Source organism: Pontixanthobacter luteolus (assembly GCF_947494915.1).
Taxonomy (GTDB): domain Bacteria; phylum Pseudomonadota; class Alphaproteobacteria; order Sphingomonadales; family Sphingomonadaceae; genus Pontixanthobacter; species Pontixanthobacter luteolus.
On the sequence record NZ_CANLWR010000002.1, the window covers coordinates 423,091 to 436,519 of the forward strand.

Sequence of the window (13,429 nt, forward strand, 5' to 3'; positions counted from 1 at the left end):
CGCCGACGCTCAGTCTGTTTTGCTGTACGTCTGCAGTCACTCGGCCGGATAGCCGCCCGGCGCAGTGCCGGCAGCGCCGCCAGCGACCGGTTCATCCGCATCGCCAGGACGGTAGGTGAGGAACTTGTTCCGCATCCACGGACCCATACGCTTCTCGAGGCCGTCTGCAAGGCTGAAGCCCGCCGGAACAATCAGCAGCGTCAGCACAGTCGACAGGATCAGGCCGCCAATAACCACCGTGCCCATCGGCGCACGCCACGCACCGTCACCCGACAGCGACAGCGCCGTGGGCACCATGCCCGCGGTCATCGCAACGGTCGTCATCACGATTGGCTGTGCACGCTTGTGCCCTGCCTCGACGATTGCCTTCAGCTTGTTGGTACCGGTCTGCATTTCCTCGATCGCAAAATCGATCAGCAGGATGGAGTTTTTCGACACGATCCCCAGCAGCATCAGCACGCCAATCATCACCGGCATGGAAACCGGCTGCCCGACGAGGAACACCAGGAAGATACCGCCGAGAGGTGCCAGCGCCAGCGAACACATGTTCACCAGCGGCGACATCAGACGCTTATACAGCAGCACCAGAACAGCGAACACGAGCAGCACACCGGCGAACACCGCGATCACGAAGTTCTGCGCCAGTTCCTGCTGCCATTCTTCTTCGCCCACAACATCGCGGATAACGCCCTGAGGCAGATTCTGGAGGATCGGGAGCGCGTCGATTTGTTGCTGAGCCTCACCCTTCACAATGTTCTGCGCGAGGTCAGCCCCAACCAGTACGCGGCGGTTCTGGTTGTAGCGCTGGATTGTCGTTGGGCCAGAGCCGAAAGAAATTTCCGCAACCCGTTCCAATGGCACACTTCCGCCGCTTCCGGTCTGGACCGGGAGCTTCGCAATCGTACTCAAATCCTGACGGGACGCTTTGGGCAATTTCACCCGGATCGGAATCTGGCGATCTGACAGGGAGAATTTCGCAGCATTCTGCTCGATCTCGCCCATCGTCGCGATACGGATTGTCTGGCTGAGCGCGGCGGTGGTCACACCCAGTTCCGAAGCGATGTCGGCGCGCGGCTTGATGATCAGTTCGGGCCGGTTGATGTCGGCATTGACGCGCGGGGCGACCAGCGTGTCGAGGCCTTTCATCTGTTCGACCAGAGTGGCAGCGGTTTCTTCGAGCAGATCGGGATCCGATCCGGCAAGCATTACCGTCATGTCGCGGCCGGAACCGAACCCGCCCGATTGCGACTGGAAACGAACACGCGCATCGGGGATCTTGGCCAGCACCGGCGCGAGATCACGCTCGAATTCAATCGACGTTTTTTCTCGATCTTCTTTGAGCGAAATATAGAGCGTCGCATTGCCTTCACGCACACGTTCCAGCGCACGCTCAACCTCGGGCTGTTCGTAAAGCAGCGCGGCCACACGGTCGGCGACCCGTTCGGTGCCTTCAAGCGTGGTGCCCGGGACCATGTCGATCTGCACGCGGCTGTTGTCATCGTTGATGGTCGGCTGGAACTGAGCCGGCGTGTTCATGAACAGCAGGATTGTCAGCAGGAATGCGAAATATCCGATCCCGACCATCCACACACGGTGATCGAGAAAGCGCGATTCGAGCCAGAGGTAGGATTGGCGTATCCGCTTGCCGAACAGGTAAGAGATAGCGCCAAACAGCTTGATAACCAAGAAGACCGCTACGATGCCGAAGATCGTGGCAATGATCAGCTGGATTATCTTCAACGGCTTGTCGACGAGGTTCCACAGGAAGCTGCCCTGCTCGCTCGATGCGGCACTGGCCAAGGTGCCAGGAACGTCGATGCTGTCGATCAAACCGTAAACGGTGAAGACGATGAAACCGGGTACCGCGATCAGCGCAAGCAGCAAGACAATAGCTGTCGTTACATAGAGGAACCGGCTGCGCACACCTGGAAGGTTTTCACGCGCGGCCTTCATCTTCGAGCGGTCGAGCGACCAGTTGAGGATCCGCATATAGCGATCCATCCATGGGCCTTCGCCGTGCTCTGCATGGCCTTTCGACTGCAGGAAGTAGGCGGCAAGCATCGGGGTGATCATACGCGCAACCGCGAGGCTCATCAGAACCGAAATGACCACGGTAATGCCGAAATTCTTGAAGAACTGGCCCGAAATACCCGGCATCAGGCCGACCGGCAGGAACACCGCGACGATACAGAAAGACGTCGCCACAACAGCCAGGCCGATTTCATCGGCGGCATCGATCGACGCCTGATACGCCGTTTTGCCCATGCGCATATGGCGCACGATATTCTCGATCTCCACGATCGCATCATCGACCAGAACGCCCGCGACAAGTCCCAGCGCGAGCAATGACAGGAAGTTCAGATTGAACCCGAGCAGGTCCATGAACCAGAATGTCGGAATTGCCGATAGCGGGATGGCGATTGCCGAAATGACCGTCGCGCGCCAATCGCGCAGGAAGAAGAACACGACCACAACCGCCAGAATGGCGCCCTCGACCATGGCGTAGATCGAGCTTTCGTATTGGCTGATCGTGTATTTGACCGAGTTGGAAAGCTGGATGAACCGGATCCCGGGATTGTCCGCCTCGATTTTCTTGATTTCTTCCTGAGCCAGTTCGAACACCGTTACGTCGGATGCGCCCTTGGCTCGGCTCATCGCGAAGTTTACGACTTCCTTGTCGCGCACCTTGCTGATCGAGGTCCGCTCGCTGTAGCCATCGCGAACAGTCGCGACGTCGCTCAACCTGATGGTGCGGCCATTGCCCAGCCGGATCTGTTTCTGCGACAGGTCGAAAGCGGTTGCAGTGTTGCCGAGCACGCGGACCGACTGGCGCGTGCCGCCAACTTCCGCCATGCCGCCTGCAGCGTCGATATTATCGAACCTCAGGACCTGGTTGATCTGGCTGGCCGTAACGCCGAGCGCCTGCATCTTGCCCGGGTCGAGCGTTACCTCGATCTCGCGGTCCACACCGCCAAACCGGTCGACTTCGGCCATGCCTTCGATGGACAGCAGCCGTTTCGCAATCGAATCGTCGATGAACCAGCTCAACTGCTCGATCGTCATGTCGTCTGCTTCGACGGCATAGATACCGAGGAAGCCGCCACTGATTTCGATCTTGTTGATCCGCGGCTCGAGGATGCCGTCGGGCAAACTGCCGCGAACGGTGTCGACTGCGTTCTTCACCTCGGCCACGGCGTCATTCACGTCGGTGCCGATTTCAAATTCAACCGTGGTGTTCGAACTGCCTTCGCGTGCCGACGACGAAATCGAGCTGACGCCATTGATTGACCGGACGGCGGATTCCACCCGCTGGGTAATCTGGTTTTCAATCTCGGTCGGTGCGGCGCCGGGCTGTGAAATGCTGACATTAACCGCAGGAAATTCGACATCCGGATTGTTGACCACATCCATCCGGAAGAAGCTGAGCATCCCCGCAAGCAAGATCGCAGTGAAAAAGACCAGCGGTATGACCGGGTTTCTGATCGACCATGCAGATATGTTGCGGAAGTTCATGAGGCTTAGCCTTCGCTTGCGTTGATCGGCCGTGGATCGACTGTTTCACCGGGGGTCAGGAAGCCGCCTGCCCGCAGGACAACCTTTTCCGCCCCGTCGAGGCCATCGATAATCGCGATACCGTCATTCGTGACGAGGCCGGTCGTAACTGCGCGGCGTACGACCTTGTTGTCGCCGTCGACGATGTACACGTAATTGCCTTGGGCATCGGTAAGGATCGCGGATTCTGGAAGCATCGGTGCAACGATGGTTCCGCTGGCGATTGTCGCGGAAGCAAAGCCGCCCGGACGCAGTTCAGGTGCATAGGGCAGCGCAATCCGGGCTGTCCCCTGGCGATCCTGAGCATCGATAGTGGGCGAAACCTGCCAGATCTGGCCGGAGAATTTCTTTTCCGATCCCGTCGGGACGACAGTCGCGCTGACCCCGGTCGAAATCTTAGCAAGGTCCATTTCGCTGAGGCGGGCCATCATTTCCATTTCGCCGCCCTTGGCAATCCGGAACAACGCGCCCGAACCGGCGCTGACGACCTGTCCTGGCTCCACGCTGCGCTCGAGGACGAGACCCGAAGCCGGCGCGACGATGCTGAGGCGGGCGTTGCGGGCGCTAAGTTCGCGCGCCTGAGCCTGCGACACCTTGACCCGTGCAGCAGCGGCATCGCGGGTCGCAGTCAGCCGGTCGACATCTGCCTTGGAGATGAATCCGCGCTCAACCAGTTGCAGCGCACGGTCGAGATTGGCCTGCGCGAGATTGGCATCCGCCTGTGCTACGGCGATCGACGCCTGCGCACTGGCAACCTGCTGGTTCTGGACAGAACGATCGACCACGGCGAGCACCTGTCCGGCGCGCACCCAGTCACCGGCGTCAACCGGCACGGAAACCACACGGCCGCCCTCACCAGCAACGCCAACAGGCAATTCACGGCGAGCAGCCAAAGTACCATTGGCGACAATTTCGCCATCGATCGTTGCCTGGCCTGGGGAAATAACGGTGATCGCAGCCGCTTGCTCTTCCCGATCGTCGGCGCTTTCAGCACCGCTGGAAACCAGCATGTACGCAACGGCAATCGCAACAATGAGGCCGAGGAGCACGAGGCCGGCAATGATCCACTTGCGCTTGCTCTGCGTTTCGCCAGCTGTTTCGATTGAATCGCCGACGTATTCAGCCTGCTCCGATCGCACGGTTGTTTCGTAATTCATTGTCGTTCCCGATCATCCATCCCACCCGGATTGGGTCGTCTGATAGCGCAGGTGTATTACACGCATACATCACCAGATGCAATATGTGTCGTTGCACTTGTTCTCGCCTTAGGCTCGCGGCACACAGCAAGCAAACGTTCGCTCGACGGATGACGTTTCTGCCCGACGAACCGCCAGAAACCGGCTGCTCAAACAAAAAAGGCGGCAAAGCCGAAGCTCGCCGCCCTTTTTAAAGAAGTTCAGGTATTACCGAACCTTGCCGCGCTGAACGACATTTACAATGCCGAGCAGAACAACTGCGCCGATCACTGCGGTGATCAGATACATGATCCAGCCAGCATCGGTGCTGAGGAAGCCGGTGACGTTGCCAATGGCGCTGCCGATCAGGCCGCCGATTACGCCGACGACGATGTTCCAGAAAATACCCATCGATGCGTCGCGGTTCATGACCATGCTTGCAAGCCAGCCAGCGATACCGCCGAGAATAATTGTTGCAATCCAACCCATTTTATTTCCTCCTGTTTTTCCGATAGTTTCTGGCCCTTAAACGCTGGGCTAAAACAACGGTTCCCTGCGGTAATTCGCAGTGGCGAAAAAACATTACGAAAATTTTCGGGAAATGCCTAATCCGCTGACGCGGGGCGCGTCAGATCGGGCCAATCAATATTTCAGCTGACGTTCGTAAAGGTCACGATAATGCTGGATACGCGTTACGCGCAGACCCTGCATGCCCGAACGATCAACGGCACGCTGCCAGGAAGCGAACTCTTCCAGCGTAAGACTGTATCGCTCCAGCACTTCGTCAATGGTCAGCAAGCCTCCATTTACGGCCGCGACCACTTCAGCCTTGCGGCGAACCACCCACCGCTTGGTCGTCGGGGGCGGCAGGTCAGCAAGCGACAATGGCTCGCCGAGCGGGCCGATTACCTGTGCAGGACGGATTTTCTGGTTTTCAATCATCAAAGCTCTCTGTCGCCGGTTGTCACGTCGCTTGCGGTGTCCGGCATGATGGACCCATTGTCTTTATGTTCGCCTAAAGCATCAAGGTTAACAGACGGCCTGTTTTCGTTAAGACCTGCCGCTGTATCGCTGTGAAAGCTGGCGAAATTGCCGGCGGACTGGCCGCCGCGCGCCGAAAAAACCCGCCGCAAATCATGCGCAGCTGCGAAACGGGCGGAGAGCTCTGCCCAGGAAAGCGGGCGCAATCCGTCCGTCTCCAAGGCACTTTCAAAGCCGGTTTCAATGATGGTTTTTTCAAACATGACCCTTCCAATAGGGGCCGCATGTCAAGAACAGGTAAACCCGAGCTTTACTGCTGGTTAGGAAAGCCGAACGAGGAGTAAATCCCGGCACTGGAAGCAGGCGGCTGTCCCGTGTATGTGCGCGCCCATGACCACAGAAACGTTGTTCGATTCCTCGCTGGATACCGCCAGCCTGTTCGACCTTGCCCGCCCTGCGAGCGAGAGCCGCATCGTCGTGGCGATGTCAGGCGGGGTCGATTCGTCCGTCGTCGCCGCGCTGGCCGCATCAACCGGCGCTGAAGTGATCGGCATTACGCTGCAACTTTATGATTATGGCGCAGCCACCGGACGCAAAGGTGCATGCTGTGCCGGTGACGACATCAGCGATGCGCGAGCTGTGGCCGACAGGCTCGGCATCGCGCATTACGTGTTCGATCACGAGAGCGCGTTCCGCGAAGAAGTGGTCGAACAATTCGCCGACGATTACCTTTCAGGGCGCACCCCGGTGCCATGCATCCGCTGCAATATGGGTCCGAAATTCACCGATCTCCTGCGCATGGCAAAGGAGCTTGGCGCCGACTGTCTGGCAACGGGGCACTATGTCCGCCGGGTTCAAGGCCCGGCAGGGCCGGAATTGCACCGCGCGCTGGACCCGGCGCGCGACCAGTCATATTTCCTCTATGCGACAACCGAAGAACAGCTGGATTTCCTGCGTTACCCATTGGGCGGACTGCCGAAATCGCAGGTCCGCGAGCTGGCGGAGCAGGCCGGATTGCGCAACGCGGCCAAGCCCGACAGCCAGGATATCTGCTTCGTGCCTGATGGCGACTATGCAAAAATCGTCCGGTCGATCAGGCCGGAAGGCGGCCAGCCCGGCGCAATCGTTCATGCGCAAACCGGCGAAGAACTGGGCACACACAAGGGCGTGATCCATTACACTGTCGGGCAGCGCCGCGGGCTGGAAATCGGCGGGCTTGCCGAACCGCTCTATGTGGTCGGGATCGACGCCGCGAAAGCTCACGTATTGGTCGGCCCAAAACGGATGTTGGCGGTGAGCGCCGCGACGGTGATCGAAACCAATCGTATCGGCCCGCTTCCCGACGGCCCGCTGACTGCCAAGGTGCGATCGCTTTCGAAGCCTGTGCCTATCGTGCTGGACGGCCCCCTGGGCGGCGGCGCGACTACGACGATCCGCTTCGAACAACCTGAATTTGGCGTGGCCCCGGGACAGGCAGCTGTAATCTATGCCGGAGAGCGGGTGGTCGGCGGGGGCTGGATCGATTCGACGGAGACCTGACGGTCCGCCTTGCGCGTTAGTCTTCCCACTTCTGTAACACGCACCCGTATCCTTCGCGGTAGATGGCGGTTTCGGACGAGATCAAGGGGAAGCGTGCCGTCACGCTTTTTTCCTCGGCGTCTTCCTTCAGCGTGACAAATTCCATGCCAGCCAGTTTGTCTTTCCGGCAATCTTCCAGATCGCGGTTGCCAACGAAACGGCATGAGCAGGCCACACGGGCGCTATAGGCTGTTCCGGCACCGGCATACCCGGTGATCGGAGCCCGATAGAACCATAGCACCGCCGCTGTAGCGAGCAGGGCAAACAACAGCACCCATGGCCATTTCCGCGCTTTCTGCGGGCCTGATCCACCTGTGCTTCGTGTCGATGCGTTTGCCGCCGATTTTACCATTGCCAAGCCAATTCCCGTGCGCGAGTGAAGCGTTCATGACCGAACGCCGTTTGTCCCTTATCGCGAGCCTTGCGCTCCTGCCAGCCCTTGCAGCGTGTTCAAACACTGCTCCTGTAGATGCCCCTCTAACAGAGGCCGCACTGGATGCAGTGGAGGAAGACGCAGGTGCACCGCGCGACCAGCTTGCCCGCCAGATCGACGACCTTTTCACGCAGGAAGGTCTGGGCGAAACGCGCGCGCTGGTGGTCATGCATGGCGGCACGGTTGCGGCTGAAAGATACGCCGAGGGATATGACGCGGAAACCCGCTTTGTCAGCTGGTCGATGGCGAAAACAGTCACTGCCGTGATGATCGGCATGCTGGTTTCGGATGGGCGGCTGAGGCTGGATGAAAGCGTGCCGGAACCGCGCTGGAACAGGCCCGGCGACCCGCGCGGCGAAATCACCTTGCGCCAATTGCTGCAGATGCGGTCGGGGCTGCGGCATACGGAGGCCGGCAACCCGCCCTACGATTCGTCCGAAGTCCGTATGCTGTTTATGGACGGGCGCGACGATATGGCCGATTTTGCCACCGCCCAGCCGCTGGAGGCAGAGCCGGGGGCAAAGTTCGAATATTCCAGTAACACCACCGTTATCCTGGCGGATATCGCCGCGCGGGTGCTGACCGACAGCACGGACCCCGACACGCGGCGCAAGGCGGTGGATGATTACTTGCGGACCCGGTTGTTTGCGCCGCTGGCGATGGATTCGATGGTTGCGGAATATGATGCAAACGGAACGCTGATCGGCGGGAGCCTGATGCACGCAACCGCGCGCGACTGGGCCCGGTTCGGCGAATTTTTGCGCAACAAGGGTTCCTATCGCGGATCGCAGCTGATCCCGCGCAAATGGATCGAATTCATGACCTCGCCCAGCCCGCGCTCCGGATTTTACGGGGGCCAGACCTGGCTCAACCGCGATTCGGGCATCGACCGAGACGATACGCTGGCCGATCGCGGGCCGGAAACCATGTTCGCGGCAATCGGGCATATGGGGCAATACGTGCTGGTTTCCCCGGGCCAGCGCATCACCGTGGTCCGGCTGGGCCATTCCGATGGCGAGCAGCGGCCCAGAATGCTTCAGCAATTGCTCGACATCGTGGAACTGTATCCCGAAACCTAGGCTTCGGCATACTAGGCCTCGGCGTAAAAGGTCCCTTCGACCACGGTTACACAGGGGCCGCCAAGCCATGCCCGCGCATCGGCACCTTCGCCCTCCAACCGGCAAACCAGATCGCCACCGCGGGCCGAGGCCTGATGCGCGGTGAATTCGCGCCTCCCAAGCCGATCTGCCCAGAACGGCGCGAGTGCCGCATGGGCTGAGCCGGTTACGCTGTCTTCGTCAACGCCCCATGCCGGCACGAACACCCGGCTGACAACATCGGGGCCAGTACCTGCACCTTCGCCCACGCCATTCCCGGGCGCGGTGCAGATCGCCATCAGATCGATCTGGCCCAGCTTGCGCATATCCGGGTCGAGCGACCGCAGTGCAGCCTCGCTCTCTAGCAGAATGATCGCAGTCGCTTCAGCGCCGGAAACCGAATGGAACACTTCGCCTTCAGCGCTCAATGCACCAAGCAGCGCGGTATCCTCGAGAGGTTCCACCAATGTAACGGGAAGCGACAATTCATATCCGCCGCCTGCGCGTTTCACCTCGAGGATGCCGGCCTTGCGCGTGCGGAAAGTGACCCTTTTGCCTCCGTCACGCTCCAAGAGGGCATGGCCGCTGGCAAGCGTCGCATGGCCGCACATTGCGACCTCGTCTGTCGGTGTGAACCAGCGCAATTCATAATCCGCTTCGCCGGTTTCATCGGGAACAACAAAGGCAGTTTCGGCGAAATTGTTCTCTTCGCCGATAGCCTGCAGCACATTGTCGGGCAGCCATTCGTCCAGCGGCATGACTGCGGCCTGATTTCCGGCAAAGGGCCGGTCGGCAAAGGCATCGACATGCCAATACGGAATGGCGCGGCGTGTGCTGCTCATGTCCCTCTCTCCAGTTTATCGAACTCGTTTTCTTCCACCAGCGGATTGCCTGGTTCGTCCACATGCCCCTCCGGATCGATATGGATCAGAAGTTCCATATGCGGAAAATGGCTGCACAAATCGGCTTCGACCCGCTCGATAATGTCATGCGCCTGTTCGACCGTCATATCGGCAGGCATGTCGACATGGAACTGGACGAAATCGTGGGTACCGCTGGTGCGCGTGCGCAAATCATGGAGGTTGCTTAGCTCGGGATGCTTGGCCGCAATTTCGACGAACTGCTGGCGCTTCTCCTCAGGCCATTCGCGGTCCATCAGGTGATCGATCGCCTCTGACGCGGCGCGCCATGCGCCCCACATCAGCCAGGCCGCGATGCCAAGCCCGAAAATCGGGTCAGCTTGCGCAAAGCCTGCATATTGATCGAGCACCAGTGCCGCGATGACCGCAACATTGAGCAACAGATCCGACTGGTAGTGGACGTGATCGGCCGAAATCGCGACCGAACGGGTGCGGCGAATAACATAACGCTGCCAGGCAAGCAGTGCGATCGTCGCGGCGATTGCGATTACCGACACCGAGATACCTTCTACCGCCGCCTCAGTCCGGCCGCCTTCAATCAACTTGGCGACAGCGCGAAAGCCGATGCCAGCCGCTGAAAGTGCGATCAGCATCACCTGAAACATAGCCGAAAGCGATTCGGCCTTGCCGTGCCCAAACCTGTGATTGTCATCGGCCGGCTGCGCGGCAATCCACACACCGATCAGTGTCGCGATGCTGGCGATCAGGTCGAGTGCGCTATCGGCGAGGCTGCCCAGCATGGCCGTGGAACTGGTTTGTACGCTGGCCCAGAATTTCAGGACGACGAGGAAAACCGCCACTGCAATTGAGGCAATGGCAGCGCTTCGGGCCAGACCGGCGCGATGTTCAAACGGTTCGGTCACGGATAAAGCAGCCTGTCTTCCCAGTTCAGCGCATCGCCGGCACCGGCAAGCTCGAACCGGCGGCGATCATGCATCCGGCCCGGCCTGTCGAGCCAGAATTCCATCGCCCGGGGGCGCAGGCGAAACCCCGTCCAGTGCGCAGGGCGCGGAACGTTACTGCCTTCCGGATACTCTTCTTCCAGCTTGGCGACGCGGTCATAATATTCGCTGCGATCAGCCAGCGGCCGGGACTGGTCGGATGCCGCCGATGCGATTTGCGAGACATGCGGGCGTGAGTGGAAATAATCGTCGGCCATCGCCGCGCTGACTTCTTCCAGCGGCCCTTCGATCCGGATTTGCCGGCGCAGGCTTTTCCAGTGAAACAGCAGGGCGGCCTGCATATTGGCGCGTATTTCCTGACCTTTGCGGCTTTGTGCATTGGTATAGAACACATACCCGTCTGCCCCGTGGCCCTTGAGCAGGACCATCCGCACCGAAGGGGCACCGCCGGGCGTTGCCGTCGCCAAAGCCATTGCATTGGGATCGTTCGGCTCGCTTTCGCGCGCCTGCGCAAACCAATCTTCGAACAGTCCGAAAGGGTCCGACGAAGGGATGGCGCTTTGTTCAGCTTTCACGGCAATTTCCTGTCGAATGGAACGGGTGGAACACTGTCTTGCGGCTTATCGGCCTAACGTTCGAGGCCTGGCTTCAAACCTGCTTTGCCGCCTCCTGCACTGGTCATGAGCCAAAGCCGATTTTCTGCCTACCGCTTGCAGCCCTAGCCAAGCTGCAAGCGGTAGGGAAGTCTATCCGCTTGCAAGCAGCGACTGTAGCACCTAGCTAACACGCCATGGCCGACCCTTATTCCATCCTTGGCGTTGCACGCGGAGCTTCCGAGAGCGAGATCAAGAGCGCGTACCGTAAACTCGCCAAGGAACTCCACCCGGACCGAAACAAGGACAACCCGAAAGCTTCCGAGCGGTTCAGCGAAGCGACGCAGGCCTATGATCTGCTGTCCGACAAGGACAAACGCGCCCAGTTCGATCGCGGCGAAATCGACGCTGACGGCAATCCCACGCACCCTTTCGGTGCCGGATTCGGCGGCGGCATGGGATCGGGTATGGGCGGCGGTCGCCGCGGCGGACGGCAAGGCGGCTTCAGCGCACAGGATTTCGAGGGATTTTCTCAAGACGGCGTCGATCTCGGCGATATCTTCGAAGGGCTGTTTGGCGGCGGCGCACGAGGCGGCCCGAGGACCGGACCCGGCGGCCCGCAGGGCTTTGGGCGCCGCCCTCCTCCCCCTCCGCAAAAGGGCGCCGATATCCAGTATCGGCTGAAGGTTCCGTTTGTCGATGCAGCCAGCCTCAAGAAACAGCGCATCACTCTGTCTGACGGCAAAACCATTGATTTGAGCCTGCCGGTCGGGGTCGAAGATGGCACGCAAATGCGCCTCAAGGGCAAAGGCGAACAGGGGCCGGGTGGACCTGGCGACGGGCTCGTGACAATCGCGGTCCAGAGCCACCCCTTCTTTCGCCGTGACGGAAGCGAGGTCCGCATGGACTTGCCGATCACGCTGGACGAAGCGGTCAACGGCGCGAAGGTAAAAGTCCCAACGGTTGACGGGCCAGTGATGATGACGCTCAAACCGGGCACCAATGGCGGGACCGTGCTGCGCCTCAAAGGCAAGGGTTTTTCCAGGAAAAGCGGCGGACGCGGCGATCAGCTGGTGACGCTGGAGATTATCCTGCCGAAAGATTTGCCGGAACTGGCCAAGCGGCTCGACGGTTGGCAGGATGATGGCAATCCGCGAGCCGATATGGGGGTCTGACCCTTAGGCGCATTGAACAGGGGCAGACACATTTCCGAAATCCCCCATGCAAAGGACAGACCCGTTGCATCGCTTTCCCCGGAGGCACGGCGGCGCAAGCGGGACCGCCTGCGCGAAGGGCTCGGCAACCATGTCGGGCCGGGCAGCCGGGCATTCGAAGTGCTCAAACGCACTGCCTCGGGCACATATAATGACGGCTTCATCCATGCGGGCAACCTCGCCTACATGGCGATGCTGGCGCTGTTTCCGTTCTTCATCCTTGCCGCGGCAATCTTTTCTGCAATCGGCGAGGAAGCGGAACGCGCCGCGACTATCGACACCATTCTGTACGCCTTGCCGCCCGTGGTCGGCAATGTAATCGAGCCTGTGGCGCGCAACGTCATCGATGCTCGATCGGGCTGGCTGCTGTGGGTCGGTGCGGCGGTTGGACTGTGGACCGTTTCCAGCCTGATCGAAACCATTCGCGACATATTGCGCCGCGCCTATGGCACCGCGCCGACACTCGCGTTCTGGCGGTACCGTCTGCTTTCGATTGGCGTGATCGTCGCCGCGGTGATCCTGTTAATGTTGTCCTTGTTTGCGCAGGTGCTGATCGGTGCCGCGCAAGAAGTTATTTCCGCCTACCTGCCATGGCTGAATGATGCGCTGGCGGAATTGTCGCTGTCGCGCATTGTCCCGGCGGTGGGCTTGTTCGGATCGATCTTCATGCTGTTCGTGACGCTGACCCCGGAAACCTACCGCGGCAAAAGCTATCCGAAATGGCCCGGCGCCCTGCTGGTCACCGGTTGGTGGGTGGCGGTCACAATCGCGCTGCCACCGGTCCTCAAACGGTTTTTCTCATACGATCTCACCTATGGAAGCCTGGCCGGAATCATGATTGCACTTTTCTTTTTCTGGCTAGTCGGCTTAGGGATGGTCGCCGGAGCAGAATTGAACGCAGCCCTCGCCGAACCGCCGCTGGACGATCCAGAAAACGGCGCGGACGGAGACGGGGGTGCAGATAAAGAATTGCAGCAAGGATAA

13 protein-coding genes are annotated in these 13,429 nt (G+C 60.0%); 4 read left to right on the top strand and 9 right to left on the bottom strand.

Annotated elements, in window-relative coordinates; genetic code table 11:
* Positions 1 to 36 precede the first annotated feature (36 nt).
* From PO778_RS10905 to PO778_RS10925, 5 genes are all read right to left on the bottom strand, one after another.
* A complete protein-coding gene (locus tag PO778_RS10905; RefSeq protein ID WP_271439645.1) occupies positions 37 to 3,513 on the bottom strand; it encodes an efflux RND transporter permease subunit in 3,477 nt (1,158 codons plus the stop codon).
* A gap of 5 nt (positions 3,514 to 3,518) precedes the next feature.
* The gene (locus PO778_RS10910) at positions 3,519 to 4,709 is read right to left on the bottom strand and encodes an efflux RND transporter periplasmic adaptor subunit (protein ID WP_160731203.1); all 1,191 of its coding nucleotides are present in this window, start codon (positions 4,707 to 4,709) and stop codon (positions 3,519 to 3,521) included.
* Positions 4,710 to 4,955: 246 nt separating this feature from the next.
* Positions 4,956 to 5,216 (bottom strand): GlsB/YeaQ/YmgE family stress response membrane protein, encoded by a 261-nt coding sequence (locus tag PO778_RS10915; protein ID WP_160731202.1) that lies wholly within the window; start codon positions 5,214 to 5,216, stop codon positions 4,956 to 4,958.
* Positions 5,217 to 5,369: 153 nt separating this feature from the next.
* On the bottom strand, positions 5,370 to 5,669 hold the full coding sequence (gene sciP / locus PO778_RS10920; protein ID WP_160731201.1) for a CtrA inhibitor SciP: 300 nt from the start codon (positions 5,667 to 5,669) through the stop codon (positions 5,370 to 5,372).
* Entirely contained in the window at positions 5,669 to 5,971 is a 303-nt protein-coding gene (locus tag PO778_RS10925; protein WP_160731200.1) for a hypothetical protein, read from the bottom strand. The genes sciP and PO778_RS10925 overlap by 1 nt, the downstream gene beginning before the upstream one ends.
* 127 nt (positions 5,972 to 6,098) lie before the next feature.
* On the opposite strand from PO778_RS10925, the gene mnmA reads away from it, so the two are divergent.
* Positions 6,099 to 7,247, top strand: a complete 1,149-nt coding sequence (mnmA, locus tag PO778_RS10930) for a tRNA 2-thiouridine(34) synthase MnmA (protein WP_271439646.1) — start codon at positions 6,099 to 6,101, stop codon at positions 7,245 to 7,247.
* Between the two features lie 16 nt (positions 7,248 to 7,263).
* Here the strand turns inward: mnmA and PO778_RS10935 are convergent, their stop codons facing one another.
* A complete protein-coding gene (locus tag PO778_RS10935) occupies positions 7,264 to 7,638 on the bottom strand; it encodes a hypothetical protein (RefSeq protein WP_271440032.1) in 375 nt (124 codons plus the stop codon).
* Between the two features lie 35 nt (positions 7,639 to 7,673).
* Between PO778_RS10935 and PO778_RS10940 the strand changes: the two genes are divergently transcribed.
* Entirely contained in the window at positions 7,674 to 8,798 is a 1,125-nt protein-coding gene (locus PO778_RS10940) for a serine hydrolase domain-containing protein (RefSeq protein ID WP_271439647.1), read from the top strand.
* Positions 8,799 to 8,809: 11 nt separating this feature from the next.
* Here PO778_RS10940 and PO778_RS10945 read toward each other — a convergent pair whose 3' ends face one another.
* The 3 genes from PO778_RS10945 to pdxH are packed head-to-tail and all read right to left on the bottom strand — an operon-like array spanning position 8,810 to position 11,213.
* Positions 8,810 to 9,658 (bottom strand): PhzF family phenazine biosynthesis protein, encoded by an 849-nt coding sequence (locus PO778_RS10945; RefSeq protein WP_271439648.1) that lies wholly within the window; start codon positions 9,656 to 9,658, stop codon positions 8,810 to 8,812.
* Positions 9,655 to 10,599, bottom strand: coding sequence for a cation diffusion facilitator family transporter (locus tag PO778_RS10950; protein WP_271439649.1), 945 nt, complete (start codon positions 10,597 to 10,599; stop codon positions 9,655 to 9,657). The genes PO778_RS10945 and PO778_RS10950 overlap by 4 nt, the downstream gene beginning before the upstream one ends.
* Positions 10,596 to 11,213 (bottom strand): pyridoxamine 5'-phosphate oxidase, encoded by a 618-nt coding sequence (gene pdxH, locus PO778_RS10955; protein ID WP_271439650.1) that lies wholly within the window; start codon positions 11,211 to 11,213, stop codon positions 10,596 to 10,598. The genes PO778_RS10950 and pdxH overlap by 4 nt, the downstream gene beginning before the upstream one ends.
* Before the next feature lie 215 nt (positions 11,214 to 11,428).
* Here pdxH and PO778_RS10960 point away from each other — a divergent pair, with 215 nt between their 5' ends.
* Together PO778_RS10960 and PO778_RS10965 are read left to right on the top strand one after the other, a co-directional pair.
* Complete coding sequence (locus tag PO778_RS10960) at positions 11,429 to 12,406, top strand: DnaJ C-terminal domain-containing protein (RefSeq protein ID WP_271439651.1); 978 nt, start codon at positions 11,429 to 11,431, stop codon at positions 12,404 to 12,406.
* 12 nt (positions 12,407 to 12,418) lie between these two features.
* Positions 12,419 to 13,429: a YihY/virulence factor BrkB family protein gene (locus PO778_RS10965; protein WP_202391705.1), complete on the top strand. Its 1,011-nt coding sequence runs from the start codon at positions 12,419 to 12,421 to the stop codon at positions 13,427 to 13,429.

What these genes read in the sequence shown, in the direction of transcription:
- PO778_RS10960 (WP_271439651.1), top strand. Translation starts at nt 11,429, where the DNA reads ATGGCCGACCCTTATTCCATCCTTGGCGTTGCACGCGGAGCTTCCGAG.
- PO778_RS10925 (WP_160731200.1), bottom strand. Translation starts at nt 5,971, where the DNA reads ATGTTTGAAAAAACCATCATTGAAACCGGCTTTGAAAGTGCCTTGGAG.
- PO778_RS10915 (WP_160731202.1), bottom strand. Translation starts at nt 5,216, where the DNA reads ATGGGTTGGATTGCAACAATTATTCTCGGCGGTATCGCTGGCTGGCTT.
- PO778_RS10910 (WP_160731203.1), bottom strand. Translation starts at nt 4,709, where the DNA reads ATGAATTACGAAACAACCGTGCGATCGGAGCAGGCTGAATACGTCGGC.
- PO778_RS10935 (WP_271440032.1), bottom strand. Translation starts at nt 7,638, where the DNA reads ATGGTAAAATCGGCGGCAAACGCATCGACACGAAGCACAGGTGGATCA.
- PO778_RS10945 (WP_271439648.1), bottom strand. Translation starts at nt 9,658, where the DNA reads ATGAGCAGCACACGCCGCGCCATTCCGTATTGGCATGTCGATGCCTTT.
- PO778_RS10940 (WP_271439647.1), top strand. Translation starts at nt 7,674, where the DNA reads ATGACCGAACGCCGTTTGTCCCTTATCGCGAGCCTTGCGCTCCTGCCA.
- mnmA (WP_271439646.1), top strand. Translation starts at nt 6,099, where the DNA reads ATGACCACAGAAACGTTGTTCGATTCCTCGCTGGATACCGCCAGCCTG.
- sciP (WP_160731201.1), bottom strand. Translation starts at nt 5,669, where the DNA reads ATGATTGAAAACCAGAAAATCCGTCCTGCACAGGTAATCGGCCCGCTC.
- PO778_RS10905 (WP_271439645.1), bottom strand. Translation starts at nt 3,513, where the DNA reads ATGAACTTCCGCAACATATCTGCATGGTCGATCAGAAACCCGGTCATA.